Annotated in this window: 41 protein-coding genes; 3 read left to right on the top strand and 38 right to left on the bottom strand. The window is 56.7% G+C overall.

Annotated elements, in window-relative coordinates:
• Positions 1–4 precede the first annotated feature (4 nt).
• The 11 genes from J7416_RS21415 to J7416_RS21465 form a co-directional block, all read right to left on the bottom strand.
• Complete coding sequence (locus J7416_RS21415) at positions 5–1,390, bottom strand: trypsin-like peptidase domain-containing protein (protein WP_209227704.1); 1,386 nt, start codon at positions 1,388–1,390, stop codon at positions 5–7.
• Positions 1,391–1,455: 65 nt separating this feature from the next.
• A complete protein-coding gene (locus J7416_RS21420) occupies positions 1,456–2,511 on the bottom strand; it encodes a TauD/TfdA family dioxygenase (protein WP_209227705.1) in 1,056 nt (351 codons plus the stop codon).
• 154 nt (positions 2,512–2,665) lie between these two features.
• A complete protein-coding gene (rplQ, locus tag J7416_RS21425) occupies positions 2,666–3,088 on the bottom strand; it encodes a 50S ribosomal protein L17 (RefSeq protein WP_170613748.1) in 423 nt (140 codons plus the stop codon).
• A 117-nt stretch (positions 3,089–3,205) separates the two neighbouring features.
• On the bottom strand, positions 3,206–4,222 hold the full coding sequence (locus J7416_RS21430) for a DNA-directed RNA polymerase subunit alpha (protein WP_058272456.1): 1,017 nt from the start codon (positions 4,220–4,222) through the stop codon (positions 3,206–3,208).
• 114 nt (positions 4,223–4,336) lie between these two features.
• A complete protein-coding gene (gene rpsK, locus J7416_RS21435) occupies positions 4,337–4,726 on the bottom strand; it encodes a 30S ribosomal protein S11 (protein ID WP_008757289.1) in 390 nt (129 codons plus the stop codon).
• Between the two features lie 15 nt (positions 4,727–4,741).
• Positions 4,742–5,110 carry a 30S ribosomal protein S13 gene (gene rpsM, locus J7416_RS21440; protein ID WP_170332212.1) on the bottom strand — a complete coding sequence of 123 codons (369 nt, stop codon included), beginning with the start codon at positions 5,108–5,110 and terminating at the stop codon, positions 4,742–4,744.
• Between the two features lie 202 nt (positions 5,111–5,312).
• A complete protein-coding gene (locus tag J7416_RS21445) occupies positions 5,313–5,888 on the bottom strand; it encodes an adenylate kinase (RefSeq protein WP_209227706.1) in 576 nt (191 codons plus the stop codon).
• Positions 5,885–7,249 carry a preprotein translocase subunit SecY gene (gene secY / locus J7416_RS21450; protein WP_209227707.1) on the bottom strand — a complete coding sequence of 455 codons (1,365 nt, stop codon included), beginning with the start codon at positions 7,247–7,249 and terminating at the stop codon, positions 5,885–5,887. The genes J7416_RS21445 and secY overlap by 4 nt, the downstream gene beginning before the upstream one ends.
• Positions 7,250–7,358: 109 nt before the next feature.
• Complete coding sequence (rplO, locus tag J7416_RS21455; protein ID WP_209227709.1) at positions 7,359–7,832, bottom strand: 50S ribosomal protein L15; 474 nt, start codon at positions 7,830–7,832, stop codon at positions 7,359–7,361.
• A gap of 146 nt (positions 7,833–7,978) precedes the next feature.
• Entirely contained in the window at positions 7,979–8,836 is an 858-nt protein-coding gene (locus tag J7416_RS21460) for a hypothetical protein (protein ID WP_247744417.1), read from the bottom strand.
• A 175-nt stretch (positions 8,837–9,011) separates the two neighbouring features.
• Entirely contained in the window at positions 9,012–9,227 is a 216-nt protein-coding gene (locus J7416_RS21465) for a DUF1127 domain-containing protein (protein WP_209227711.1), read from the bottom strand.
• Between the two features lie 248 nt (positions 9,228–9,475).
• Here J7416_RS21465 and J7416_RS21470 point away from each other — a divergent pair, with 248 nt between their 5' ends.
• Entirely contained in the window at positions 9,476–9,949 is a 474-nt protein-coding gene (locus tag J7416_RS21470; protein WP_247744418.1) for a GFA family protein, read from the top strand.
• Between the two features lie 77 nt (positions 9,950–10,026).
• Here J7416_RS21470 and rpmD read toward each other — a convergent pair whose 3' ends face one another.
• From rpmD to rpmC, 11 genes are all read right to left on the bottom strand, one after another.
• Positions 10,027–10,215 carry a 50S ribosomal protein L30 gene (gene rpmD / locus J7416_RS21475; protein ID WP_050605831.1) on the bottom strand — a complete coding sequence of 63 codons (189 nt, stop codon included), beginning with the start codon at positions 10,213–10,215 and terminating at the stop codon, positions 10,027–10,029.
• A 12-nt stretch (positions 10,216–10,227) separates the two neighbouring features.
• A complete protein-coding gene (rpsE, locus tag J7416_RS21480; RefSeq protein ID WP_039523389.1) occupies positions 10,228–10,806 on the bottom strand; it encodes a 30S ribosomal protein S5 in 579 nt (192 codons plus the stop codon).
• A gap of 116 nt (positions 10,807–10,922) precedes the next feature.
• Positions 10,923–11,282 carry a 50S ribosomal protein L18 gene (rplR, locus tag J7416_RS21485; RefSeq protein WP_039523386.1) on the bottom strand — a complete coding sequence of 120 codons (360 nt, stop codon included), beginning with the start codon at positions 11,280–11,282 and terminating at the stop codon, positions 10,923–10,925.
• An 11-nt stretch (positions 11,283–11,293) separates the two neighbouring features.
• Positions 11,294–11,827: a 50S ribosomal protein L6 gene (gene rplF / locus J7416_RS21490; protein ID WP_209227713.1), complete on the bottom strand. Its 534-nt coding sequence runs from the start codon at positions 11,825–11,827 to the stop codon at positions 11,294–11,296.
• Positions 11,828–11,838: 11 nt separating this feature from the next.
• Positions 11,839–12,231, bottom strand: a complete 393-nt coding sequence (gene rpsH / locus J7416_RS21495; RefSeq protein WP_209227715.1) for a 30S ribosomal protein S8 — start codon at positions 12,229–12,231, stop codon at positions 11,839–11,841.
• A gap of 13 nt (positions 12,232–12,244) precedes the next feature.
• Entirely contained in the window at positions 12,245–12,550 is a 306-nt protein-coding gene (gene rpsN, locus J7416_RS21500; protein ID WP_068340744.1) for a 30S ribosomal protein S14, read from the bottom strand.
• A gap of 19 nt (positions 12,551–12,569) precedes the next feature.
• A complete protein-coding gene (rplE, locus tag J7416_RS21505; protein WP_209227717.1) occupies positions 12,570–13,130 on the bottom strand; it encodes a 50S ribosomal protein L5 in 561 nt (186 codons plus the stop codon).
• Positions 13,123–13,434 carry a 50S ribosomal protein L24 gene (rplX, locus tag J7416_RS21510; protein WP_155148683.1) on the bottom strand — a complete coding sequence of 104 codons (312 nt, stop codon included), beginning with the start codon at positions 13,432–13,434 and terminating at the stop codon, positions 13,123–13,125. The genes rplE and rplX overlap by 8 nt, the downstream gene beginning before the upstream one ends.
• Before the next feature lie 2 nt (positions 13,435–13,436).
• Positions 13,437–13,805, bottom strand: coding sequence for a 50S ribosomal protein L14 (gene rplN, locus J7416_RS21515; RefSeq protein ID WP_008757934.1), 369 nt, complete (start codon positions 13,803–13,805; stop codon positions 13,437–13,439).
• 76 nt (positions 13,806–13,881) lie between these two features.
• A complete protein-coding gene (gene rpsQ / locus J7416_RS21520) occupies positions 13,882–14,112 on the bottom strand; it encodes a 30S ribosomal protein S17 (protein WP_170356682.1) in 231 nt (76 codons plus the stop codon).
• A 4-nt stretch (positions 14,113–14,116) separates the two neighbouring features.
• Positions 14,117–14,323, bottom strand: a complete 207-nt coding sequence (rpmC, locus tag J7416_RS21525) for a 50S ribosomal protein L29 (RefSeq protein ID WP_010437082.1) — start codon at positions 14,321–14,323, stop codon at positions 14,117–14,119.
• Positions 14,324–14,814: 491 nt separating this feature from the next.
• On the opposite strand from rpmC, the gene J7416_RS22815 reads away from it, so the two are divergent.
• Complete coding sequence (locus J7416_RS22815) at positions 14,815–15,222, top strand: thermonuclease family protein (RefSeq protein WP_209227719.1); 408 nt, start codon at positions 14,815–14,817, stop codon at positions 15,220–15,222.
• 16 nt (positions 15,223–15,238) lie between these two features.
• On the opposite strand, the gene J7416_RS21535 is transcribed toward J7416_RS22815, so the two are convergent.
• The 9 genes from J7416_RS21535 to J7416_RS21575 form a co-directional block, all read right to left on the bottom strand.
• Positions 15,239–15,859 carry a 2OG-Fe(II) oxygenase family protein gene (locus J7416_RS21535; RefSeq protein WP_209227721.1) on the bottom strand — a complete coding sequence of 207 codons (621 nt, stop codon included), beginning with the start codon at positions 15,857–15,859 and terminating at the stop codon, positions 15,239–15,241.
• A 61-nt stretch (positions 15,860–15,920) separates the two neighbouring features.
• Entirely contained in the window at positions 15,921–16,388 is a 468-nt protein-coding gene (locus tag J7416_RS21540) for a YHS domain-containing (seleno)protein (RefSeq protein WP_209227723.1), read from the bottom strand.
• 155 nt (positions 16,389–16,543) lie between these two features.
• Positions 16,544–16,957, bottom strand: a complete 414-nt coding sequence (gene rplP, locus J7416_RS21545; protein WP_209227725.1) for a 50S ribosomal protein L16 — start codon at positions 16,955–16,957, stop codon at positions 16,544–16,546.
• 12 nt (positions 16,958–16,969) lie between these two features.
• Positions 16,970–17,680 (bottom strand): 30S ribosomal protein S3, encoded by a 711-nt coding sequence (gene rpsC, locus J7416_RS21550; protein WP_209227727.1) that lies wholly within the window; start codon positions 17,678–17,680, stop codon positions 16,970–16,972.
• Entirely contained in the window at positions 17,680–18,060 is a 381-nt protein-coding gene (rplV, locus tag J7416_RS21555; RefSeq protein ID WP_209227729.1) for a 50S ribosomal protein L22, read from the bottom strand. The genes rpsC and rplV overlap by 1 nt, the downstream gene beginning before the upstream one ends.
• Before the next feature lie 3 nt (positions 18,061–18,063).
• A complete protein-coding gene (gene rpsS / locus J7416_RS21560; protein WP_005980699.1) occupies positions 18,064–18,342 on the bottom strand; it encodes a 30S ribosomal protein S19 in 279 nt (92 codons plus the stop codon).
• Positions 18,343–18,345: 3 nt separating this feature from the next.
• Complete coding sequence (gene rplB, locus J7416_RS21565) at positions 18,346–19,188, bottom strand: 50S ribosomal protein L2 (protein ID WP_171102860.1); 843 nt, start codon at positions 19,186–19,188, stop codon at positions 18,346–18,348.
• Positions 19,189–19,474: 286 nt separating this feature from the next.
• A complete protein-coding gene (locus tag J7416_RS21570) occupies positions 19,475–20,509 on the bottom strand; it encodes a fatty acid desaturase (protein WP_209227731.1) in 1,035 nt (344 codons plus the stop codon).
• A gap of 251 nt (positions 20,510–20,760) precedes the next feature.
• A complete protein-coding gene (locus J7416_RS21575) occupies positions 20,761–21,441 on the bottom strand; it encodes a hypothetical protein (protein ID WP_209227733.1) in 681 nt (226 codons plus the stop codon).
• Positions 21,442–21,809: 368 nt separating this feature from the next.
• Between J7416_RS21575 and J7416_RS21580 the strand changes: the two genes are divergently transcribed.
• Positions 21,810–22,214: a hypothetical protein gene (locus J7416_RS21580; RefSeq protein WP_209227735.1), complete on the top strand. Its 405-nt coding sequence runs from the start codon at positions 21,810–21,812 to the stop codon at positions 22,212–22,214.
• Between the two features lie 112 nt (positions 22,215–22,326).
• Here the strand turns inward: J7416_RS21580 and J7416_RS21585 are convergent, their stop codons facing one another.
• From J7416_RS21585 to J7416_RS22880, 7 genes are all read right to left on the bottom strand, one after another.
• Complete coding sequence (locus tag J7416_RS21585; RefSeq protein WP_008757532.1) at positions 22,327–22,623, bottom strand: 50S ribosomal protein L23; 297 nt, start codon at positions 22,621–22,623, stop codon at positions 22,327–22,329.
• Positions 22,620–23,237, bottom strand: a complete 618-nt coding sequence (gene rplD / locus J7416_RS21590; RefSeq protein WP_068340788.1) for a 50S ribosomal protein L4 — start codon at positions 23,235–23,237, stop codon at positions 22,620–22,622. Before rplD ends, J7416_RS21585 begins: the two co-directional genes overlap by 4 nt.
• Complete coding sequence (gene rplC, locus J7416_RS21595; RefSeq protein WP_170328778.1) at positions 23,234–23,959, bottom strand: 50S ribosomal protein L3; 726 nt, start codon at positions 23,957–23,959, stop codon at positions 23,234–23,236. The genes rplD and rplC overlap by 4 nt, the downstream gene beginning before the upstream one ends.
• Before the next feature lie 18 nt (positions 23,960–23,977).
• Complete coding sequence (gene rpsJ, locus J7416_RS21600) at positions 23,978–24,292, bottom strand: 30S ribosomal protein S10 (protein ID WP_008756422.1); 315 nt, start codon at positions 24,290–24,292, stop codon at positions 23,978–23,980.
• Positions 24,293–24,521: 229 nt separating this feature from the next.
• Positions 24,522–25,205, bottom strand: a complete 684-nt coding sequence (locus J7416_RS21605; RefSeq protein WP_209227737.1) for a hypothetical protein — start codon at positions 25,203–25,205, stop codon at positions 24,522–24,524.
• Positions 25,206–25,411: 206 nt separating this feature from the next.
• Positions 25,412–26,155, bottom strand: coding sequence for an FkbM family methyltransferase (locus J7416_RS21610; protein WP_209227739.1), 744 nt, complete (start codon positions 26,153–26,155; stop codon positions 25,412–25,414).
• Positions 26,156–26,434: 279 nt separating this feature from the next.
• On the bottom strand, positions 26,435–26,505 hold a 71-nt coding region (locus J7416_RS22880; RefSeq protein WP_209223782.1), incomplete at its 5' end, for a hypothetical protein.

Below are 26,505 nucleotides of genomic sequence, written 5' to 3' on the forward strand. Positions count from 1 at the left end.
GATGCTACAGCCGGAATCGCAAGGATATCGCCTGCCCGGCCCTCAACACATCCAGGTTCACCCGCCGGCCGGGATCTGTCAGCGCGTCAACGACGTCGCTGGGGTGGTTCATCGCGGTGCCATTGATACTCTGCACCACGTCACCGGCCCGCAGCCCCGAACGTCCGCCATAACGGTTCGCATCAATCACAACGACACCGGTTTGTGAAAGTAACAAGCCCATCTGCGTGATGATCGCCGGATTGATCCGAGAGACCTTGAGCCCAGGCATCACAGTGTCGTCGTCCAGCACGGTCTCATCCGCCGAAGGCGTTTCCGGGGCTTTGATCAGAGCCACCTCAACCTCGGCTTTATCTTCCCCCCTCAACCGGGTCAGAAGTGACGTGCCGCCGACCCCGGCCACCGACATGCGGAACTTCATCTCGGCGGGCGAGTTCACCTCGTCCCCATCCACATGGGTCACCACGTCGCCCACACGCAAACCGGCTTCGGCCAAGGGGCTCAGGTCATGTATGTCGGAAATCACAACGCCCATGGGGATGGCCAGACCGAGGGATTCCGCGATGTCCGCGCTCATGTGCTGACCGGCCACACCGGCCCAGGGGCTTACAAAACTGTCATTCCCGGCCTTGGCCTGACGCAAGAACTCCGCCACGAGGTTGGCCGGGATGGCAAACCCAATACCATTGGACCCGCCGGAGCGCGTCAGAATCGAAGTGTTGATCCCGATCAGATCACCATTCACGTCAATCAAAGCTCCACCGGAGTTGCCAGGGTTGATCGCGGCATCGGTTTGAATGAAATAGCCCCGTGCATTCCCTGTCGCCGTACCAGTCCGTGCCAGGCCGGAGATAATACCGGACGACACAGTCTGGCCCACTCCGAACGGGTTACCGATGGCCAGCGTCAACTCTCCCACCTGAACCTGATCCGAGTCTCGAAAACTCAAATGCGGTAGGTCCTGCGCCTCTTCCAGACGCAAAATCGCGATATCGCTTTCCTTGTCGCCCAGAACCACTTGCGCCGAAAACTCGCGTCGGTCCGTGGTCACCACACGGATTTCCGTCGCTGTACCGACCACGTGATAGTTGGAAACCACATAGCCATCCGCGGTCAGAATGACGCCCGATCCCAGTGAATTTTGCACCCGTTGGCGCGGCTCGGAAAAACCGCGGCCAAAGAAATCCTCGAAAAACGGGTCCGAGAAAAACGGATTGGCACGCCCCAGCCGAACGATCTTGGCATAGATGTTGACCACAGCCGGGGATGCCTGTTTCACCACTGGGGCAAATCCCAGGCTAATCTCGGCCTGCGATGTCGGCACTTTGGTTTCGGCATGTGCTGATACAGCCAAGGCTGCCAACACTACTGAACAGAATAGTTTCCGCATGATCCATCCGTCGATTAATCGCCCACCGGATATGCGACTACCGAGTGCGCAATGCAAGCGTCCGGTCAATCCAAAGGAGCGTGCAGGCGCGTTCCTTCGGTAATGATGCCCCCTCGCTGGCCGACCTTGATCGTGCCGTAGCGCTGCTTGAAAACCTCAGGGAGTTCCCGGTCCCCTTGCGGCGAAAGCCAAAGCCTCAGCAAGTGCCGCCGTTCCGCCGGGTCTGGCCAGTCCACAAAACCGGTGCGGTCGTGCAGTTGCGAGTGATTGTAGACGAACTGCATATCGCCGGGCTGCAGTCTCATGGTCAGACACAGGTCAGGATCATTGGCCAGCGCGTCGAACCGATCCAGAGCCTCAATATGCTCGGGCGTCAGCCGCATGGCCGCAGGAAACCGTTGGGCGCTGTCGATGTATTGTCGTTGATAAAACACCGTCAGCTTGCCGTCATGCCAGCTGAACGGTGGAATCGTCATAAAGGGATCCATCCCCTCTGGGATCTCCCCGCGCCTGTCGGTAGCAATCGGGTCGAATAATCGTTCCAACAGTTCCGGGCTCTCAGCCCGCATCCGGTTGTAGATCGTCTCGGCACTGACTAGCAACGAGTCGCCGCCTTCTTTAGCCTCACGCAGGCACAAAAGACCGACGATGTCGGCACTGTCGGTATGGAATGTTTGACGCTCATGCGTCTGGTAAATGCGCGTGTTCGGATCGTTGGCGTCAGCACCGATATCCCTGACATGGCCGAGAATGTGGCCCTGCGCGTTCTGTGACCGGGCCGAACCCAAATGCGCACCCACCCCGCAGAAGACTGTTGCAGCCATCTCTTGCGAATAGTCCTGAACCGGAAGGCCACGGATCACTTCGAAACCGATCCCGTCGATCAGCTTTTCGCGCAAATCCGCCAAATGTTGGTCGAATTGGCGAAGCGGAAAGTCCGCTTTTGTGATCTCGCCAATATCGCGCCCGAGGCTTAGGAAATGTTGCGCCGCCTGCTCAAGATCGGCGACTTCAGCGGGGGTGAGATCAATGATCCACTCGCCCTCACGTTCGCGCATGTCTCGTCCGGTCCATACAGACGGGCCAGTGAGTTCGTTTGGTACTTCTGCAAGACTTGCCATTCCGCGTCCTCCACGCTCACCCCTCAGCGTGGTGCGCGATCGGCCCGGTTTCTTCAACAGAAATCACCGCAAATGCTCTGATTGCGACATGCGCAGGCACAAAAAAACCCCCGCGTCCGGGACGCAGGGGTTCAGTTCAGAAAGCAGGGCTTTCTTATTCTTCGTCTGCTGCCTCTTCGGCGGCAACGCGGGCTTTGTCGGCCGCGCCTTTGGCGTCGACGTCACGATCAACGAATTCGATGATCGCCATCGGAGCCATGTCGCCATAGCGGAAGCCAGCTTTCAGGATACGGACGTAACCGCCCTGACGCTCGGCGTAGCGAGGGCCCAGAACTTCGAACAGTTTCGCGACGTCTTTGTCTTCTTTCAGCTGCGATGCGGCCTGACGGCGGGCGTGCAGGTCGCCGCGCTTGCCCAGAGTGACCAGCTTTTCGATGATCGGGCGCAGTTCTTTTGCCTTCGGCAGAGTTGTTTTGATTTGCTCATGCTCGATGAGCGAGCCAGCCATGTTCGCAAACAGAGCCTTGCGGTGCTCATGAGTACGGTTCAGGCGGCGGTAACCACGTGCGTGACGCATTTTCTAGTTCCTTCTAAAGGTTTTGCTTTGTCTGGCCGGCGATGCGTGTCACCGGCTCTCCTTGGGGCGGAAGTGCCCATTTGGTCCCCGGCAGCCCGGGCATTTATGAAGACGCGCTTAGAACGCGTCTTCGAATTTCTTGGCCAGATCTTCGATGTTGTCGGGCGGCCAGTCCTCGACATCCATGCCGAGGTGCAGACCCATGCCAGACAGCACTTCTTTGATCTCGTTCAGCGACTTGCGGCCGAAGTTCGGAGTGCGCAGCATCTCGGCTTCGGTTTTCTGGATCAGGTCGCCGATGTAAACGATGTTGTCGTTCTTCAGGCAGTTTGCCGAACGGACCGACAGTTCCAGCTCGTCCACTTTCTTCAGCAGCAGCGGGTTGAATTCCAGACCATCGTCCTCGTCCTGGCGGCCAGCGGCCTCAGGCTCGTCGAAGTTGACGAAGATCGACAGCTGGTCCTGCAGAATACGAGCGGCGAAGGCCAGCGCGTCTTCCGGAGTGATCGAACCATCGGTTTCGATCTTCAGAGTCAGCTTGTCATAGTCCAGAACCTGGCCTTCACGGGTCGGTTGCACGTCATAGGCAACTTTTTTGACCGGCGAATAGATCGCGTCGATCGGGATCAGGCCGATGGGCGCGTCTTCCGGCTTGTTCTTTTCAGCCGAGACGTAGCCTTTGCCGGTGTTGACGGTCAGTTCCATGAACAGATCAGCACCATCGTCCAGGTGGCAGATGACGTGGTCGCGGTTCAGAACCTCGATGCCGGCGCTTTCGCTGATGTCGCCAGCGGTGACGACTGCGGGGCCTTTGGCATTGATCGACAGACGCTTGGGGCCTTCGACTTCCATGCGCAGGGCAACCTGCTTGAGGTTCAGGATGATGTCGGTGACGTCCTCACGAACGCCTGCGACGCTCGAGAACTCGTGCAATACATTGTCGATCTGAACGCTGGTGATGGCCGCGCCTTGCAGCGAGCTCATCAGAACGCGGCGCAGCGCGTTGCCCAGGGTCAGACCAAAGCCACGCTCCAGCGGTTCAGCAACCAGGGTTGCCTGACGTGCGGGATCGTTGCCCGGCTTGCCGTCCAGCTGGGTCGGCTTGATCAATTCTGCCCAATTCTTGTGGATCATGTAATCCCTCCATTCCTGTCCGCGCCCCATGACCAACAAGGTGCAGACGCCCGAGGTTTAAAATGACGTGCTGGGGCCGTGCGAAAACACAGCCCCAGCTCAATTCAAAATCGCTTAGACGCGGCGACGCTTCGGTGGGCGGCAGCCATTGTGAGCAATCGGAGTCACGTCGCGGATCGACGTGATGTTGAAGCCCACTGCAGCCAGCGCGCGCAGAGCCGATTCACGACCCGAACCGGGGCCCTGAACTTCGACTTCCAGCGTCTTGACGCCGTGTTCCTGCGCCTTTTTGCCTGCATCTTCTGCAGCCATCTGAGCGGCGTAGGGTGTCGATTTCCGCGACCCTTTGAAGCCCATGGTACCGGCAGACGACCACGAGATGGCGTTGCCCTGTACGTCCGAGATCAGGATCTTGGTGTTGTTGAAGGTCGAGTTCACATGGGCGACGCCCGATGCGATGTTCTTACGCTCTTTGCGCTTAACGCGAGTCTTATCACGTGCCATCAGTCAGACCCTCCCTTATTTCTTCTTACCGGCAATGGCCTTTGCAGGGCCTTTGCGGGTACGAGCATTGGTGTGGGTACGCTGACCGCGAACCGGCAGGTTGCGGCGGTGACGCAGACCGCGATAGCAGCCCAGGTCCATCAGGCGCTTGACGTTCATCTGAACTTCACGACGCAGGTCACCTTCAACGGTGAAGTTTTCGTCGATGTATTCGCGAATTTTCAGAACTTCGGCGTCGGACAGTTCGTTGACGCGACGGGTCGCTTCAATGCCCACGGCTTCGCAGATCGCTTTGGCCGAGGTATTTCCGATACCGGTGATATATGTGAGGGCGATAGGTACCCGCTTTGCAGTCGGGATGTTTACGCCGGCAATACGTGCCACGTGTCACTTTCCTTTTTTGTTGCGGTTCCGTAGCTCCGGAACCTTTTTTCACAACACTTGATCGTGGCAGTGACGCCAGAGGATCCAGCATTTGTACGAGGTAGTAAATGCGCGCACGACGAATCCCGCACGCAATTGTGATTCCCATAGGGATGTGGGTCGATATGGGGTTTTGAAGGGGCCGTCAAGCCCCTTGTTTCAATCAGGCCAGAACGGCCTCGATCGAGGCGGTGACGTCACCGATATCCGCGAGACCGTCCACCGGGCGCAGACCGCCCTTGGCGTGGTAATATCCGATCAGCGGCGAGGTCTTTTTGTAGTATTCCATCAGACGAATGCGCACGCTTTCTTCGTTGTCGTCAGCGCGTACAGGCTGACCAGCTGCGCGAGCCTCTTCCGCGCGGTTGACGATGCGCTGAACCAGCGTTTCGTCATCCACCTGAAGTTCGACGACGAAATCCAGGTGCTCGCCTTTTTCCGCCAGCAACTCTCCCAGCGCATCGGCTTGCGCCAATGTGCGGGGGAAGCCGTCAAAGATGAAACCGCCTTCGGCGCCCTGCTCCAGCTTTTCGCGGATCAGGCCGATCACGATCTCATCGGTAACCAATTCGCCCTTTGCCATCACCTCGGCCACGCGGTTGCCCATTTCGGTGCCGCTATCCTTGGCTTCGCGCAGCATGTCTCCGGTACTCAGCTGTACCATGCCACGCGTTTCAACCAGATGACGCGCTTGCGTTCCTTTGCCCGCACCCGGCGGGCCCAATAAAATGATATTCATCGACGAGCGGGTCCCTTCCTGCCGCGTTTCTTGCCTTTACCGCGCAGTTGGGACTTTTCGATAAGCCCTTCGTATTGATGCGCCAGCAGATGGCTCTGAACCTGTTGTATCGTGTCCATGGTCACAGAGACGATAATCAGAACCGAGGTGCCGCCGAAATAGAACGGGATGGCGAACTGGTTCCGCAGAATTTCGGGCAGCAGACAAACCGCTGTCAGATAGACCGAGCCCAGAACCAACACGCGGTTGACCACGTATTCCAGGTATTCGGCGGTCTTCTTGCCTGGGCGAATGCCGGGCACAAAACCATTCTGCTTTTTCAGGTTATCCGCAACGTCGTCCGGTTTGAACGATACGTTGAACGTGTAGAAGTAGGCGAAGAACACGATCATGCTTGCGAAAAACAGCAGGTACAGTGGCTGTCCGGGGCCAAAGTTGGCCAGCAACCACGACATGATCGGCCCATTGGTCGCGCCCGACGAGAAGGTCGAGATCGTAACCGGCAACAGCAGCAATGAGCTCGCAAAGATCGCGGGGATCACGCCCGCCGGGTTCACTTTGACCGGCAGGTGGCTGGAGCCGCCCTCATAAACCTTCATACCGGCCTGACGGCGCGGGTATTGGATGTGGATCTTGCGCAGCGCGCGTTCCATGAACACCACGAACGTGATGACCGCAATAACCATCACAATCACACCGATGATCACGGCCGGGCTGATTGCTCCCGAACGGCCCGAAGCAAAGAACTGGGCCAGAGCGGCCGGAACCTCGGCAATAATGCCGACGAAGATGATCAGCGAGATACCGTTGCCGATGCCGCGTGCGGTGATCTGTTCACCCAGCCACATCAGGAACATCGTACCACCGACCAGAGTGATCATGGTCGACATACGGAAGAACATGCCCGGATCGGTCGCCAGATCGCCCGATTCCAGGGAAACGGCCAGGCCATAGGCCTGAACGGTGGCCAAAGCCACGGTGCCGAAACGGGTATACTGGTTGATCTTCTTGCGCCCCTGCTCGCCCTCTTTCTTGAGCTGTTCGAGCGCGGGAACCATGGATGTCAGCAGCTGCACGATGATCGAGGCCGAAATGTAAGGCATGATGCCAAGGGCAAAGATACCCATCCGCCCTAGCGCCCCGCCGGTGAACATCGAAACCATGCCGCCGATGCCCTGCCCCGCCTGCTCCATGAACTCGCGCAGTGCTTGGCCGTCGATGCCCGGAACCGGAATGAAGGTGCCCAGACGGTAGACGATCAGCAATGCAAGCGTGAACAGGATGCGGTTGCGCAGATCGGTGGCTTTCCCAAGGGCAGACCAGCTTGTGTTGGCTGCCATTTGTTCTGCTGCTGATACCATAAATCGGTCTCTCTTATGAAAACACCGCCCGGAACCGTTTTCCGGCTCGGGCGGCGTCTTGGAAAACTCTGAGGTCTATGTAAGCGGGTCTGCGCCCGCTCACAAGCGCTTACTCTGCCGCAGCAGCTTTTGTGACCTTAAGTGAGCCGCCCGCTTTCTCGACTGCTTCGACAGCAGATTTCGAGGCACCGGTGACTTCCAGGTTCACTTTTGCGCTGATTTCGCCTTTGGCCAGAACGCGAACACCGTCCAGCTTGCGACGCACCAGACCGGATGCAACCAGCACATCCTCGGTGATTGCTGCTTTGGCGTCCAGCTTGCCGGCGTCGACGAATTTCTGGATCAGGCCCAGGTTGATAACGGCGAATTCCTTGCGGTTCGGCTTGTTGAAGCCACGCTTGGGCAGGCGCTGGTAAAGCGGCATCTGGCCGCCTTCGTAGCCATTGATGGCCACACCCGAACGGGATTTCTGGCCTTTGATACCACGGCCACCCATTTTACCTTTGCCGGAACCCGGACCACGGCCAACGCGAGTGCGTTTCGGGCTAGCGCCAGGATTGTCGCGCAGTTCGTTCAGTTTCATTTCGCTTCTCCTAAGCCGGATGTGACCCCCGAAGCGTGATGGGCCAAACACGGCATTTCTTGGTTTTGATTCTCGTGGCCGCAAAGCCACCGGAGGCGTATAGAACTGTTGGGATCGCTTGGCAAGCGTATCGACACGATCAAGCGTTAGTCTTCATCCTGTTCGTCCGACACGGCCGCGGGTTTTGGCAAAACAGGCGCATCCCGTGGGTCGATACCATGCTTCTGAACCAAAGCGCCCAAAAAACTGTCGGGGTGAGGTATACCGCCAAATCTATTCCGCACGAATGAACGCATACGTCGTCCGTAAAAATGGATCGACATGGTCTCATCCGTAACAAACCGCGAAGCGTTGGTGCCTGGCCGCCCCAAAACCCTGCGATGCGCATACGAAATCGGATAGAGGAATTGCTCTGGCAATGAAAAACGAGCCTCGCCGTTCTGCGCAAGCAACCAGGTCAGCGCACTCGGGCCCCACACGCCCCAGGGCATTTCACCGGCATGACGCGGGTTTCCACCCCGTGCGTCCTGGATCAGGTCTCGTCGATGTCTCTTGGCCAGCCATGGCGGAATTCTGTACGGATTTTCTGTGTAGTCGATCAAGTCAAACAAAGTCGGGCTATCGACGGGCAGTCTGAGCACACCATTGTTAGTCTCATTAGGGGATATTCTGCCGTGAAAATGACCGTTGTCCGTGGTGAATGGCTTGACGCAATACGCATCGGTATCGGCCCAAATCATATCCGGCTGCTGTGCCAGCATGCGATACCGAAACTTGTCCGCATGAACCGCGGGGCTGCCGGTTCTCTCATGCGTGAGGATGTTCTCGTCAGACAAGACGTCCCGCGCATCGCGATGCTCTGCACCGTCAGGAATGTTTGGTATCTCTCCGTAAGAATACAGACAGACATGCTGCCCGACATCCAAAAACGACTTGATGCAAAGCTGTTCGAGAAAACTCAGCGGCCCGTCAACCCACAGCATTCCGATCTGATATTCCGCCAAATCACCCTTCCTTCATTTCGGACAGTTGCCCTTTGGGCTGTCATTGATGGATTTGACGGATTTTGAAAGTGCCTACAACCGAGAGCCGCAATTTTTCCACCTTCTGTGGCAGGCAGACCCCCAAAACAAAAGAGACGCCTTGCGGCGCCTCCCGAACAATATACTCTCGGTCCGATTACGAGCAGTAAACGTGTTCCCGAGCGATATCTTTGATGTCGCACCGACGTACACCGATGTCATCCAGTTCGCGATCTGTCAGACCCTGCAGTTCCGAGTAAGTCTGATTATATTGCGCGCGCAGGGCTTGCGCCTCTTTGAAGCTTGCGACCAGGTTTGCGATGCGGGCGCTCAGGCCAAATCCTTCGCGGGAATATGTTGCTATGTCAGCCATGGTTTGTTTCCTTTCTTTGCCTGGGGCGAATTCCCCGGCTCCTGTTTGTGTTCCTTGTTTGGACAGGGCTGAGATAGGTCCACGCGATACCGCTAACAACGGAAGTTTTGGTCTATCCGCTATGCACTGGGGGAATGGCAGGCCAAGCTGTGGCTTTTCCTGAAGACAAGACCGCACCTATTGCCAAGCGTGACCCGTCATTGAATGATGCGCCTGCATTTTGATCCATCAATTCAGAAGTGAGCGTCATGACGCAGACCAACGCCTCATCAGAACCTGACCAAGCCGCCACTGGCGGATGTCAATGCGGTCGCGTGCGATACAGGATCGGGCGGTTGGGCAAAGCGTCGATCTGCCACTGCAGAATGTGCCAAAGGGCGTTTGGCTCTTTCTTCGCGGCCCTCGTCGAAGCCGGGGAATTGGAATGGACTAGGGGCAAACCTGCCCTGTTTCAGAGCTCAGAGACGAACTGGCGCGGGTTTTGCGCCGAATGCGGAACCCCGTTAACCTATGAGTTCGATGGGCATGTCGAAATAGCAATCGGCAGTTTGGACAACCCGGATCTGGCCCCGCCGGAGGTGCAGGTCAACGCCCGTTACCAGCGGCCCTGCGTCCAGACCCTGCACCTGTTGCCCGAGAAATCAGCCTCGGACCAACTGAGAGATGAAGAGTGGAATGCATCCGTCACGTCCTTTCAACACCCGGACCATGACACACCCTGACCGGACATCAGCGCTTTGAAAAGAAAAACACCCCCGACCGAAGTCGGGGGTGCCTAAAGTTTTCGAAGGGTGCGTGCTTAGCCGCGCTCTTCGACGATCTCTACCAGATGCGGGATCTTACGGATCATGCCACGGACCGAAGGAGTGTCCTCCAGCTCACGGGTTTTGTGCATCTTGTTCAGGCCCAAGCCGATCAGGGTTGCGCGCTGTTCGGCGGGGCGACGGATCGGAGAACCGATCTGCTTGACGACGATGGTTTTTGCCATGGGTCGCTCTCCTTACGCTTCGGCTTCAGCAGGCGCTTCGGCCGCAGGGGCTTCGTCCCGCTTGGGCAGGATGTCGGCAACTTTTTTGCCACGACGCGCGGCAACCGAACGCGGGCTCTGCTCTTTCTGCAGGCCGTTGATGGTGGCGCGGATCATGTTGTACGGGTTCTGCGAGCCCAGCGACTTGGACACAACGTCCTTAACGCCCAGCATTTCGAACACGGCACGCATCGGACCACCGGCGATGATACCAGTACCTTCAGGTGCGGTGCGCATAACCACTTTACCGGCGCCGTGACGGCCTTCGATGTCGTGGTGCAGGGTACGACCTTCGCGCAGTTGCACGCGGATCATCTGACGCTTGGCTTGTTCAGTCGCCTTACGGATGGCTTCAGGTACTTCTTTCGCTTTACCTTTGCCAAAGCCGACGCGGCCTTTCTGATCGCCGACAACCACCAGAGCGGCGAAGCCAAAGCGCTTACCACCTTTTACGGTTTTCGACACGCGGTTGATTGCGACCAGACGATCTGCAAATTCCGGTGCTTCTTCACGGTCGCGGCCACGGCCCCGACGGTTTTCACGTTCTGCCATTTGGCATCCCTTTTCTCATGTGGCGCTTTCGGCGCCGTTTAAGTCAATCCAAGTGAGCCCCGACTAACGCCAGGGCCCCCGGATCATCGGGGCAGCCGCGAAGCTGCCCGCAAGTCTTAGATCTTCAGACCACCTTCACGCGCGGCGTCGGCAACTGCCTTCACCTTGCCGTGGAACAGGAAGCCACCACGATCGAAATAGGCCTCTTCGACGCCTGCCTTCTTGGCACGCTCGGCGATGGCCGCGCCCACTTTGGTGGCCGCTTCGACATTGTTCTTGCCAACAACACCCAGATCTTTTTCCAGGGTCGAGGCCGAAGCCAGGGTCACGCCACGAACGTCGTCGATCAGCTGAACGCTGATGTTCTTGTTCGAACGGTGAACCGACAGGCGTACACGGCCGGCGTTGACTTTGCGAAGTTTGTTCCGAACGCGCAGGCGGCGCTTCAGAAACAGGGTTCTTTTGCTGTTTGCCATTGTTTGCGTCCTTACTTCTTCTTGCCTTCCTTGCGGAAGATGAACTCGCCCTTATAGCGGATGCCCTTGCCTTTGTACGGCTCGGGACGGCGCCACTCGCGGATTTTGGCCGCGGTTTCGCCCACCAGCTGCTGGTCGATACCTTCCACAACGATCTCGGTCTGCTTCGGTGCGGTGATGGTGACACCTTCCGGAGCAGTGAAATCAACATCGTGGCTGTAGCCCAGGTTCAGCTTCAGGGTGTTGCCCTGCATCTGAGCCCGGTAACCAACACCCTGGATCTCCAGCTCTTTTTTGAAGCCCTGAGTTACACCGGTTACCAGGTTGGCAACCATGGTGCGGCTCATGCCCCACTGCTGGCGGGCACGCTTGGACATGCCGCGGGGGTTGATCTGCACAACGTTGTCTTCGACCGACAGCGTTACGTCATCAGTTGCGGTGAAGCTGCGGGTGCCTTTCGGACCTTTGACTTCGATGGTCTGGCCGGACACAGAGGCGGTAACGCCGCTGGGCAGCTCGACCGGTTTTTTACCAATACGAGACATTGCAGACCTCCTTAGAAGACGGTGCAGAGCACTTCGCCGCCAACATTGTTGGAGCGAGCGTTTGCGTCCGACATCACACCTTTCGGAGTGCTGACAATCGACACACCCAGACCCTGACGGACCTGCGGGATGTCATTGACGCCCATGTATACGCGGCGACCGGGTTTCGAGACCCGCTTCAGTTCGCGAATAACAGGGGTGCCTTCGTAGTACTTCAGGCTGATTTCGATGGCCGGATGACCGTTTTGACCGGTCGTCTTTTCATAGCCACGGATGTAACCTTCGTCCGCCAGCACGTCCAGAACCCAACCGCGCAGCTTGGAAGCCGGGGTGGAAACAGTGGATTTGCCGCGCAGTTGCGCGTTGCGGATACGGGTGAGCATATCGCCGATAGGATCATTCATATCTATGTCTCCCTTACCAGCTCGATTTCACCATGCCGGGGATCTGACCAGCAGAACCCAGCTCGCGCAGCGCAATACGGCTGACCTTCAGCTTACGGTAGTAAGCGTGGGGACGACCGGTCAGCTGACAACGGTTGTGCAGACGGGTAGCCGAGCTGTTGCGCGGCAGTTTCGCCAGTTTCAGGCGCGCTTTGAAACGCTCTTCCATCGGGCGGCTCTCGTCATTCGCGATTTCTTTCAGCTCGGCACGCTTTGCGGCATATTTGGCCACCAGGCGTTCGCGCTTCTTCTCGCGTTCGATCATTGCTTTTTTAGCCATGTCTCAATCCTCCCGGCGCTTACGCGTTGAACGGCATGTTGAAAGCTTTCAACAGTGCCTTAGCTTCAGCGTCGGTTTTCGCTGTGGTGGCAATTACGATATCCAGGCCCCAGACCTCGTCGACCTTGTCGAAGTCGATTTCCGGGAACACGATGTGCTCTTTCATGCCCATGGCAAAGTTGCCCTGACCATCGAAAGACGGCTTAACACCGCGGAAGTCACGAACGCGCGGCAGCGCGATGGTGATCAGACGATCCAGGAATTCGTACATCCGGTCACCGCGCAGGGTCACTTTCGCGCCCAGCGGCATGTCTTCCCGGACGCGGAAACCCGCGATCGACTTCTTCGCCTTGGTTGCAACGGCCTGTTGACCAGCGATTGCAGTCAGATCCTCGACAGCGGCTTTCGCTTTCTTCGAGTCTTTGACCGCCTCAGCACCACAACCGATGTTCAGAACGATTTTGTCCAGCTTGGGCAGCTGCATGTCGTTCTTGTAGCCGAACTCTTCTTTCAGAGCGGCACGGATGGTTTCAACGTACTGAGCTTTCAGACGCGGGGTGTAGGTTGCGTTATCAAGCATCGATCACGTCCCCTGTGGTCTTGGCGAAGCGAACCTTCTTGTCACCTTCCATGCGGAAGCCAACGCGAGTTGCTTTGCCGTTCTTGTCCAGCAGCGCCAGGTTCGACAGCTCGATCGGGTTTGCCTGAGGCAAACGGCCGCCTTGGCTGTTCTGGGTCTGGCGAGTGTGGCGGATGGCGATGTTGATACCGTCGACAACAGCTTTACCGGCTTTGGGGTCAACCGAGGATATGGTTCCCTCTTTGCCCTTGTCCTTGCCGGCCAGCACGACGACCTTGTCGCCTTTGCGGAGTTTAGCAGCCATGATTACAGCACCTCCGGAGCCAGCGAGATGATTTTCATGAAGTTCTTGCCGCGCAGTTCGCGAACAACGGGGCCAAAGATACGGGTACCTACGGGCTCGTTGTTGTTGTTCAGGATGACGGCGGCGTTGCGATCGAAACGGATCGCGGTGCCGTCTTCGCGACGGACTTCCTTGGCGGTGCGTACGACGACGGCCTTGCGGACGTCCCCTTTCTTTACGCGGCCGCGCGGGATGGCTTCCTTCACCGAGACGACAATGATGTCGCCGACGGAGGCGTATTTACGCTTGGAACCACCCAGGACCTTGATGCACTGAACTCGGCGTGCGCCGGAGTTGTCAGCGACATCCAGATTGGTCTGCATCTGGATCATGTGGTTTCTCCCGACCTGTGGGGGCTGGTCTCGTTAGATCCCCCAGGGTTTCGACAAATGGAAAAATCCCGGAAGCTTACGCTTCCAGAACTTCCCAACGTTTCGTCTTCGATTTCGGCGCGCATTCAATGATGCGTACGGTGTCGCCGACCTTGAAGGCGTTCTTTTCATCGTGAGCCCGGTATTTCTTGGACTTACGGATGGTTTTCTTCAGAACCGGATGTGTAAAGCGGCGCTCTACCTGAACGGTCACGGTCTGTTCGTTGGCGTCGCTGGTCACGGTGCCTTGCAGGATACGCTTGGGCATCTGATTACTCCTCGGATGCCGCAGCAGCGGCCTTTTCGTTCAGAATGGTTTTGACACGGGCAGCATTGCGGCGGGCCGCTTTGATGCCGGCTGTGTTTTCCAGCTGACCGGTTGCCTGTTGAAAGCGCAGGTTAAAGCTTTCTTTCTTCAGGTTGGCCAGTTCCTCGCGGAGCTGGTCCGGGGTCTTGTCACGCAGTTCTTGGGCGTTCATCGCCTTTTTCCTTTGCTCAAAACACCAGAAGGCCCCCTGATAGGGTCACCTTGGACCTGGTGGATGAATGATAGACATACGAATCGCCCGACAACGCCGGGAGATCGCAGGATGCCGCTCTATAGGGGGTTAGGGGGTGGGTGGCAAGAGGAAGTTTCACAGCTTATCAGTGACAAGACCAAGCCGCGCCAAACCTGAACATGTAGCACACTGTCTTACCACCGAACGAATTTGGCCGAAACTCAAAAGACAGATCGTCATTTCCGAATATTTTGCTCCGGTTAGATTTAAAACGGGTGAAAACAATGGAAGTAGTTACCCTTGTTTGCTTCGCGGCAGTTCTAGTGATTGGCGTTTCGAGAACACGACGACGTACCCACCATCGGAGAGGTGGATCACGCATTTCGGCGCCCTCAAAAAGTGTTCGCGCCGACTGGCGGAAATCGCCACCGTCAGCCCCTGCAAATCGCATCCTCAAAGGGCGCGCCTACGTGATCGACGGCGACACAATTGTGGTCCGCAAGTCAAAAATTCGTCTTGCCGGTATTGACGCGCCCGAATTGAACATGCCTTGGGGCCAAAAGGCTAAATGGGCGATGGTTGAAATCTGCAAAGGCCAAGAAATTACAATCAAGCTGAACGGAGAGACTTCCTATGACCGGCTTGTTGGTATTGGGTATCTTCCAAACGGACAAGACATAGGCGCTGAACTTGTAAAAAGAGGGCTAGCCTTAGACCTGCCATTCTTTTCGAACGGGAGGTATCGGCACCTTGAACCTGAGGGAGCACGAAAAAGACTGCGTAATGGGGCATATGGCCATGCGTCGATTTCGTTTCGCCAGGAAACTACGGTTGTCGCCTTTAGAAAGAAAGCAAAATGCCGTGCTGCGGACCGATAAACATGACGCCTTCGCGTCACTCCCATTTGTAGTTAAAACTCACCGAAATCCGCTCTTCCTCGGCCATGTTCATCGGCACCTCGTGGCGCAGCCAGCTTTCCCAGAGCAGGACATCGCCAACCTGCGGCTTCATATAGATGAATGGCTGCAAATCGCGCCGCCCACCTTTAAGCCGCGTCGGTGCGGCCATCATGCGGCCTGAGCGGGGGTCTTCCAGTTTCAGCGCACTCGCCCCTTCGGGCATCGCCACGTAGGTCGTGCCCGAGATCACGCTGTGCGGGTGCAGGTGGCTCGAGTGCATGCCGCCCTCGGGCAGAATGTTGATCCACAGATCTTCGAGCTTCAGCTCGCCCTCGCCCAGATCGAACTCCAGATCCTTGGCAAAAGCCGAGACGTGCTGATCCAGCGCTTTGACCAGATCGGCGAAGATCGGGAACCGCCAGGGCAGATCGGTCAGCGAGGCATAGCTGGTATAGCCGGGATAGCCGTTCTCTTCGCACCATTCCTGCCCGGCCTCATCATCCTCGGCGATGACAAGGCAAGAGCTTTCCAACTCGCCCGCGTCGATCCTGGGATCAAACTCGGATAAAGCTGCGCGATAGAGACGGGTAACGAAGAGCGATTCAATCTGTGCCATGGCCACGTCATAGCCCAGCCAGTTCCCGCAAGCGAGGGCTATGACCGCCCGGGGTCGCGACCTATTGCTGCAACAGGTTCGGCCAGTAGCCGTTCGCCTTGTCGATATTCTCGTCGATCTTGTTGGCCCACAGACGACGCACTTCGATGCTGTAGTTCAGATAAAGCTTGTCGTCCCAGATACGCCAGGCGATCGGGTCGACATCCGCAACCGCGTTCTGGCTGGCCGCATAGGCGCAATAGCCGCCGAATTGCGGGGCAAACTTCGCTGGATCAGACAGGAACGCTTGCCGGTTTTCATCGCTCAGGAACACCCAAGTGGCGCCGTTGTATTCAGCCGCAATCTCTGGGTCGCCTTTTTGAGGATTCCCACCTCGCCAATATGTCATGACGTCATAGCCGTTCATCGCGAGGCCATTGAAGTGACCAAGGTTCACCTCGGGTGACGCAGCGCGCGCGGTCGGCGCGGCCATCATTGCCGTGTTGATCAAGAGAATGGAAAGTGCAAACAGGCGAAGAATGCGTGACATGACCGGCCGTCCCGAAACGAAAATGCTAGGATCGATGATAGCGGGGTCTGCGGTTCGATTGCCAGTCACGTCTCTGTGGCTTGCGCCCGGCAAAAGAAAACCCCGCCAGTTTCCCGGCGGGGTCATTTCCAAACGAACGGGTTTCCCCGGATCGCTTACCAGTCTTCGCGAACCACGACGCGGGTCTTGATCGGCAGCTTCATCGCGGCCAGGCGCAGGGCCTCACGCGCGATTTCGTCATTGACGCCGTCGATCTCGAACATCACACGGCCAGGCTTGACTTTGCATGCCCAGCGGTCGACCGAACCTTTACCTTTACCCATACGAACTTCGATCGGCTTTGCCGTGACCGGAGTGTCGGGGAAGATGCGGATCCAGACACGACCCTGACGCTTCATGTGACGCGTCATGGCACGACGTGCAGCTTCGATCTGGCGTGCAGTTACACGCTCAGGCTCAAGAGCTTTCAGGCCGTAGGTGCCAAAGTTCAGATCAGAGCCGCCTTTGGCGAGACCCTTGATCCGGCCTTTGTGCATCTTGCGGAATTTAGTACGCTTTGGTTGAAGCATATCTTTCCCTCCTTAGCGACGACCGCCACCAGCACCACGAGGTGCAGGGCCGTCCTGGAGTTCCTGTGCTTTACGGTCACGTGCCTGCGGATCGTGCTCCATGATCTCACCTTTGAAGATCCAGACCTTGATCCCGATGATCCCGTAGGGGGTCATCGCTTCGGCATGTGCGTAATCGATGTCGGCACGCAGGGTGTGCAGAGGCACGCGGCCTTCGCGGTACCACTCGGTCCGTGCGATTTCGGCGCCGCCCAGACGACCAGCGACGTTCACCCGGATACCCAGGGCGCCCATGCGCATGGCGTTCTGAACCGAGCGCTTCATTGCGCGACGGAACGAAACACGACGCTCCAGCTGCTGAGCGATGGACTCGGCAACCAGCTGCGCGTCAAGCTCGGGCTTGCGCACTTCGACAATGTTCAGGTGCAGTTCACTGTCGGTCATACGAGCAAGCTTTTTGCGCAGAACTTCGATGTCCGCACCTTTCTTGCCGATGATGACACCGGGGCGAGCCGTGTGGATCGTCACGCGGCACTTCTTGTGCGGACGTTCAATGATCACACGGGCAACACCGGCCTGCTTGCACTCTTTGTTGATGAACTCACGGATCTTGATGTCTTCCAGCAGAAGATCACCGTAGTCCTTGGTGTCGGCGTACCAGCGGCTGTCCCAGGTGCGGTTGACCTGCAGGCGCATGCCGATCGGATTTACTTTATGACCCATTAGGCTTGCTCCTCAACTTGACGCACCTTGATGGTGATCTCCGAGAACGGCTTCATGATCTTGCCGAACCGGCCACGGGCACGCGGACGACCGCGCTTCATGACCAGGTTCTTGCCAACCCATGCTTCGGCGACGATCAGCTCGTCAACGTCCAGGTTGTGGTTGTTTTCGGCATTCGCGATTGCGGACTGCAGGCACTTTTTGACGTCCTGCGCGACACGCTTGTTGCTGAAAGTCAGGTCGGTCAGAGCCTTGTCGACTTTCTTGCCGCGGATCATTTGCGCAACCAGGTTCAGTTTCTGCGGGCTGGTGCGAAGCATGCGGGTTTTCGCCATTGCTTCGTTTTCAGCCACGCGGCGGGGGTTCTTTTCCTTGCCCATGACTTACTTCCGCTTCGCTTTTTTGTCTGCGGCGTGGCCATAATAGGTACGGGTCGGCGAGTATTCACCGAACTTCTGACCGATCATGTCTTCCGAGACGTTGACGGGAATGTGCTTCTGGCCGTTGTACACACCAAAGGTCAGACCCACGAACTGGGGCAGAATGGTGGAACGACGCGACCAGATTTTGATGACTTCGTTGCGGCCCGACTCGCGCGCTGCTTCGGCTTTTTTCAGCACGTAAGCATCGACGAAAGGACCCTTCCAAACAGAGCGAGACATAGATTAACGTCCCTTCTTCTTGGCGTGCCGCGAGCGGATGATCAGCTTCTGGGACGCTTTGTTCTTGTTGCGGGTACGCTTACCCTTGGTGTCCTTACCCCACGGCGTAACCGGCGTACGGCCACCCGAGGTACGACCTTCACCACCACCGTGCGGGTGATCGATCGGGTTCATTGCAACACCACGAACCGACGGACGCACGCCTTTGTGGCGCATACGACCGGCTTTACCGAGGTTCTGGTTCGAGTTGTCGGGGTTGGACACGGCACCTACGGTGGCCATGCATTCCTGACGGACCATGCGCAACTCGCCCGAGCTCAGACGGATCTGAGCGTAGCCGCCATCGCGACCAACGAACTGAGCGTAAGTACCGGCCGCACGTGCGATCTGACCGCCTTTGCCAGGCTTCATCTCGATGTTGTGGACGATGGTACCGATCGGCATGCCCGAGAACGGCATTGCGTTGCCCGGCTTGATGTCGGCCTTGGCGGATGCCACGACTTTATCACCGACAGCCAGACGCTGCGGAGCCAGGATATAGGCCTGCTCGCCGTCTTCGTATTTTACCAGTGCGATGAATGCGGTCCGGTTCGGGTCATATTCGATCCGCTCGACGGTTGCCGCGACATCCATTTTGTTCCGTTTAAAGTCAACGATCCGGTAGAGACGCTTTGCGCCACCGCCGCGGCGGCGTGAAGTGATCCGTCCGGTGTTGTTCCGGCCGCCCGATTTGGTCAAACCCTCAGTGAGAGACTTGACCGGACGTCCTTTCCAAAGCTCCGAACGGTCGATCAGCACCAGCCCGCGCTGGCCCGGCGTCGTCGGCTTGTACGACTTGAGTGCCATGCTTTCTGTCTTCCGTTTAGCAAGTGCGAGGGGTTTCCCCGCTATGTGATAGGCCCCCGTAGGTGCCAAGGGTATAGGGCCCCGAAGGTCCCCGGTTATAAATATCAGAGGCCCCGGAACGAATCCGAGGCCGCAAGATTGGGAGCGTGTAACAGGGTTGGGGGTGGGTGTCTATAGGTTGAGACCCAAGATTCTTATGAAGACCACAGAAAAGGCACCGCAACACTTGCCCTAGGTTTCAGTTCCTCAAGTCGCTCAATCAGTCTGTTTTACACAATCAACCACTTTACGCATACAGTGCGCGAGCCTCGGCGAAGGACAGCAGGCGGCGGTGTTTTTCGTCCCACAGGTGCAGCCGCGCGTTGACGAGGCTCTCGCGGATGGTCATCCGGTTGCTGTTCGCCAACTCGTCGTGATCTCGCAGTACCTCGGTCAGGCGGTAGAATGGAATGCGGCTGTACAGATGGTGCACGTGGTGGATGCCGATATTGGCGCTGAACCACTGTAACACAGGCGGCAGAATATAGTGCGAGCTACCGTGCAGGGCCGCCTCGTGCAGTTGCCAGTCCTCGTCCGAATCCCAATGCGCGTCTTCGAATTGGTGCTGCACATAGAACAGCCATACTCCGGCAGTTGCCGCAATCAGGGTTGAGGGCAAAAAGATCAGCAGGACCGGCATCAGGCCGCCAAAGTAGTAGACGGCCAGAAGTACGGCCAGAATAGCAACATTGGTGCCCATCGCGCTGACCCAGAACCGTGCGCTGTCCGTTAACCCCAACGGCAGGCGGTTTTGGAACAGGAACAAATATCTAGGACCAAGAACGAACAGAATGATGGGGTTTCGATAAACGCGATACCAGAACCGGTTCATGGGAGTCTTGGATTGGTACTCGGCCACTGTCAGTGTGTGGATATCGCCCATTCCCCGTTTGCCCAAGTTGCCCGAGCTGTTGTGGTGGTAAGAATGCGTGCGGCGCCAGACATCATAGGGTGTCAGAATCAGAACCCCGATGACCCGCCCAACCCAGTCGCTGACTGTTCGGTTTTTGAAGAACGCTCCGTGCCCGCAATCATGCTGTATCGCAAACAGGCGCAGTAGGAAGGCCGCATTCAGAACAGCAATCGCGAATGCCAACCAGTAGCTGACGGACAGCGCCATCCAGGACAGAGCCCAAAGCACAAAGAATGGGATAATGCTGATACCCAACTCAAAGGAACTGCGCCACTGATTAGGCTCACGGTATTCTGCAAGCGTTGAAACCCAGTCCCGCGCAGCGGTTTTGTCCGGGTATTCCCGGGTCGAGAGAGAGGTTTCGGTCATGTGCCTGCCATGTCATTGGTTGTTGGAAGCCGGATAGACTACCGGCCCGACATAGCAAGTGAATTGTGCATAATAAGAGTGTTTCGTGCTCAAATTTCTGTAATGCTGCTTAAGAACGGCCCCTGTGTGCGCAGGCATGCACCCTCTCCCCAGCGACGTTTCCGATCACGAACGGCTGGATTCGTAGATATTGCTACCCTCTTTCAGAGTCACATGTGCTTTTGACGTGCCTCGGATGGGCAGCGAAACCCTCACCCCAAAGACCGCCTGCGACACAGCGGCTCGGCCTCCACCGCGATCCGCTGCTTGAGCTTGATATGCCCCAGCACTTCGCGAAAGGCGCGGTGTTTGGGTTTGCCTTCCAAATAGTCAGCCAGTTTGAGCAGGTTGATCGGGTGCTTCGCAATCAACGCCTCGATCCGTTGCAAAGCCTCGTCCAAATCATAGTGATCGACGTACTGACAGGCCACCTGCGTGGGCGTCAGCAGGCAGTAATCCTGCGGGCGTTTCGCGGTATAGCGCGCAATGTCGAAGGGCGACGCGCCGAGAGCGTGGAACTTGGGGATGTGGACGCGCATGTCGGCCTCGGCGTGCTCCAACACGGTGCCGGATATTTGACGAAACCCCAGCGGACCAAGCTTGCCGACCACATGTTTCCGCATCGCCGGAGAGATCATATCCACATCCGCCCGGTCATATTTGAGATCATCAAAAACCGACAACAGCCCCAGTGTCTCATCTGCAATCTGAAAGTAAGGTTCGGAACTGAACCTACGCATCTGTACCAGTACCTGTGTGCGCACAGCATCAGGGTCAGCAACAAGATCGATGTCACGAGGCTTGACTTCGACACTCTGGAACAGTCTCAGAAAACGTTGGAACAGGGAGATTTTGTCGCCCGGTTTTTCCCGTGTTTTGTCGATATCGTGCATGATTTTCAATGTAACCCGGATATCCCCGACGACCACAGTTCAGAGGTAAAAACACCAAGGGCACGTCCAGGGCCGTTCACGGCTATAGGCACCTAAAAGACGCTTGGGTGCAGCAAAATCGATCAAAGACTGGTATTCCCGTTACTGGTGCCATCCTCGTCCGGGATCGCCTGAGATGTGTCGACGTCATTCCAACCGCCCAGTTGGCCTGGGAACCGCTTGACATCTCTCACGGCCCCAGAGGCGTTCGCATACGGCAACACTCACCGGACCTCACCCAAACCCCAACTCTATCGACCTGAGATTTTGCCATTTCCAGCCATAGTGCTAGGCTTTGCTTGGTTTTCCATAGCGCAAAGGACGAAACCATGAAGAAGTTATTTCCATTGGTCTTTGCACTTTCCCTTATCGGGTCATCCGTGCAGGCGCAAAGAGTGGCAGACGTTAAGTTTGCACCCGGAAACTTCGGGACCATGGTTAACGGCACGATAACTGGCGATGAGTATTTTGACTATAAACTCGGCGCCAATGCAGGCCAGAAAATGTTTGTCGAGTTGAAAGTGGCCGATACCAACGGCAATGGCACGATTTACTACAACATCCTGCCCCCTGACAGCGATGGTGCTGCGATCTACAATGGATCCATCAACGGCAATGTCACCACCATCGATCTGCCCGAAAGCGGGGACTATACAATCCGTGTTTACCTTATGGGTAATGACCGGGATGCCGGCAAAACAGTTGGATACAATATCGATCTGTCGATTCAGTAAACGACTGCGGTACAAACTTACTCAAATCTCCCGATCAACATGCTTCTGAACTGGCAAAAGAAAAACCCCCGCTTGCGCGGGGGTCTTAATTTTTTCCCAAAGACGGGACCGATCAGAGACCGGTGCTTACGTCGATGGTGTTACCCTCTTCCAGGGTCACATATGCTTTTTTGACGTCTTTCCGACGGCCCAGCTGGCCACGGAACCGCTTGACTTTGCCTTTGGTCACGGTGGTGTTCACCGCTTTGACCTTCACACCAAACAGCGCCTCAACGGCCTCTTTGATCTGCGGCTTGTTGCTGTCGATCGCGACTTCAAAGACAACCGCGCCGTTCTCGGACGCCATGGTCGACTTTTCAGTGATGATCGGCTTGCGGATCACGTCGTAGTGTTCTGCCTTCGCGCTCATTTCAGACGAGCCTCCAGTGCTTCGACAGCCGCTTTGGTGAGCACCAGAGTGTCACGCTTGAGGATGTCATAGACGTTTGCGCCCATCGACGGCAGGATATCCAGACCTTCGATGTTTTTGGACGCTTTCAGGAACCCTTCGTTCACGGTCGCGCCGTCGATGACCAGAGCGCGTTTCCAGCCCAGGTTTGCAACCTGTTTGGCCAGTGCGGCGGTCTTGCCTTCGGCTTCGGCGTTCTCGATCACAACCAGTTCACCTGCTTTGGCTTTTGCCGACAGAGCGTGGCGCAGGCCAAGCTTGCGGAACTTTTTCGGCAGGTCGTGGCCGTGCGAACGCGGGGTCGGGCCCTTGTAAATACCACCCTTGCGGAAGATCGGCGCGTTACGGTCACCATGGCGTGCGCCACCGGTGCCCTTCTGGCGATAGATCTTCTTGGTCGAGTAGCTGGTTTCCGAGCGGGTCTTGACCTTGTGGGTGCCGGCCTGCGCGTTGTTGCGCTGCCAACGGACCACACGGTGCAGGATGTCCGCACGCGGCTCGAGACCGAACAGATCGGCGTTCAGCTCGATGTCGCCGGCTTTGCCGCCGTCCAGTTTGATTACATCAAGTTTCATGCTTCACCACCTTCCGCGGGAGCTTCTTCCGCAGGTGCTTCGGTTGCAGCCGATTTCACAGCAGCCGGGAAAGGCAGGCCTTCCGGTGCTTTCTTCTTGACGGCGTCCTTGACGGTAACCCAGCCCGATTTCGGTCCGGGAACGGCGCCTTTGATGAAGACCAGGTTCCGGTCGGCGTCGGTTTTGACGACTTCCAGGTTCTGGGTGGTGACACGGGCAGCCCCCATGTGACCGGCCATCTTCTTGCCTTTGAAAACCTTGCCCGGGTCCTGACACTGACCGGTCGAACCGTGCGAACGGTGGCTGATCGAAACACCGTGCGAGGCGCGCAGACCACCGAAGTTGTGGCGCTTCATTGCACCGGCAAAGCCTTTACCGATCGAGGTACCCGAAACGTCAACTTTCTGACCTTCCAGGAAGTGTTCTGCCGAAATCTCGGCGCCCACATCGATCAGGCCATCTTCGGAGACGCGGAACTCGGCCAGCTTACGCTTGGGCTCAACCTTGGCAGCGGCATAGTGACCGCGCATGGCTTTCGAGGTGCGTTTTGCCTTGGCAGCACCGGCGCCCAGCTGAACGGCGGTGTAGCCGTCTTTGTCAGCGGTCCGCTGTGCAACAACCTGCAGGTTGTCCAGGTGAAGAACGGTCACAGGGATCTGCTTGCCGTCTTCCATGAACAGGCGGGTCATGCCAACTTTTTTTGCGATAATACCAGAGCGCATAATCTATACCCTCCGATCTTACGACTGCAGCTTGATCTCGACGTCCACACCAGCAGCGAGGTCGAGCTTCATCAGCGCGTCAACGGTCTGGGGGGTCGGATCAACGATGTCGAGCAGACGCTTGTGCGTGCGGATCTCGAACTGGTCGCGGGATTTCTTGTCAACGTGAGGGCCACGGAGAACCGTGAACTTCTCAATCTTGTTCGGCAGCGGGATCGGGCCGCGCACGTTCGCGCCGGTCCGCTTGGCAGTGTTGACGATCTCTTGCGTGCTGGCATCCAGAACGCGATAGTCAAATGCCTTCAGCCGAATACGGATGTTTTGGCTTTGCATATTAACAGCCTTTTATCAGGCGTTGAGGTTGAGAGGAGGACAGACGCGCATCGCCAACCCTCTTCGAACCCAAAAGGCGGGAATCACCCCGCCTTGACGTTCTTGTTGAGAACTCGCGCGTATTAGTGGGGTTGGCGGGGTTTGGCAAGGGGGAAATCATGGACTGGACCAGAGTAGACGCTTGTCAGATCAGAGCGAATTACGCCAAGGGCCCAAAACCAACATCACTCTAGGAGGATAGCCCGTCCACGCAGTGGTTTGTGTGCCCTTCTGCCAAATACTTGCGCACTGGTTTTTTTGCCTCTTTACCAATCTGGTCCGTCACATCCAAGCATAAGGCTATACCTACAGTCAGCTCTGCAATTGCATTGAAATATGCATCCATTTGATCCATTGGCGGAGGTTTATAGATGCGAGTCAGAACTATAATCCGCGGATCTAAGGGGTAGCGTGCACTCAGCCCGCAAAACTCGTAAGTCGTCGAGTCTTCTTTGGCGCTACAGGCGACCGCAAAGAGTTTTTCGGCAGAGTTTGGTGTGAGATACACACGTCTGGTGCTGTTCGGGCCGGATGAATTCACCGTATACCCTGGAAGTCGCAAGTGCTTGAGCACAGGCTCAGGGTATCGATAAAGCCGACCGGGACCATTAGGTGACCAAAGGAAATCTGAATCCTGATTGAGCTGCTTAATGTGAACTACCGTGTAGTCCAAAATTGGCATTCCCATCAGCGTTTCATTCAACCAATCGAGCCTATTGATCGGAAGAAAGTTTGTGTCGATTTCCCACCCCCAATAATCTTGACCGGCGTAGAAAGTGCGGGTGTTCAATTGTACGAGAAATTCTTCTTCTGCATGTAGCGCGGAAGCACGTGGCAGCACCGCGCCAAGGATAAAGAGAAGTCTAATTAGCACTAAATTCACTCACCTAAAAAGTGTATAAAACTGCATGCAGCAACCTATAGGCAGAAATCGAACACCACAACAAAGTATGTATTTTGGTCGCAATATTTCAGCTCTACTATTTGCGCTCTCATTGCTGCTGCAGAGCAACTGCTACCCACCAAACGGCAAGCCGACTTAATCGATGATTTTCGCTTCAGTGCCGCGACCTACGGCTTTCACCCCTTCTTCGCCATGCGCGACAGCTTCAAATCCCGATAGTCGAACAGAGAGCTGTCGAAAGGCGCGAAAATCGCGTCACAATCTGTTGCTTGCGGTGACGGGGGTCTGATGAACTCGTGCAACTCAAACCCGTGATCAGCCATGATCGAGACGAAATCACTGAACTTGTACCCGCCTTGGTAGCGGCGGCGTGTTGAAACCTCGGCCAAAACGAAGGCGCAGTTCTTCAACAGTTCTGACGCGCCCCGGATGACTTCGATCTCGAAACCTTCTGTATCAATTTTCAGCCCGAATGGCCCGTCGTAGCTCGACGCAACCTTGTCAAGTGTTTTCACTGGCACCTGTCTTTCTTCGATTTTCGACATTTGCGCCGTGGCCGAGTCTTCGAATTCAAGCATAGTCGCGCGTGTCCCCATCGAACGGGTGCCAACAGTTGGGATACGCAGCGTTGTCTGTCCGCTTTCAGCACCAACACCACAGGCATGAAAGTCGAAGTCGATTTTGTCCGACCAGTTTCTGCGGAGCTTTGTTTCGTATTCTGCAATCGGCTCGATCAAAACGAACTTTGCGTCAGGGAATGCCTCGTACAAATGGGCGGTTCCCCCGGCGACCCCGACATCAATGACGGTCTGGACCTGAAAACCGAGGCTGCGAATGTATGCGCCTGTCTCTTTGTTCGGAGAAACCTCATATCCGCGGCGTTTCAAACGTCTGGACAGCCTTTGTACGATTTCGTCCATATTAAATGAACTCCTTGAACGATTGCGCCAAAGTGGATCGACGGGAACCTTTATGAGCACTTATTTGAACATTCCACAACTTGAAAAAACCGACCCTGGCTAAGGTGCCCCCGCGCAACAGAGGGATCCGCCGGGCCGCCCTTGCGGGGATCTGACCGGTAGGGTTGCGGGTCATAAACTTCTCTGATCGGCGTGGCACTATTGTCAGAAGAGGGCAAACTGCAACAAAAAGGGCGTCCCGAGGGACGCCCTTTTCGTTCGATCATTCGCTTGCGCGAATTATTCAATAATCTTCGACACAACGCCGGCGCCGACGGTGCGGCCGCCTTCGCGGATGGCGAAACGCAGGC

The organism is Ruegeria sp. R14_0 (assembly GCF_017743975.1).
In the GTDB taxonomy this organism is placed as follows: domain Bacteria; phylum Pseudomonadota; class Alphaproteobacteria; order Rhodobacterales; family Rhodobacteraceae; genus Ruegeria.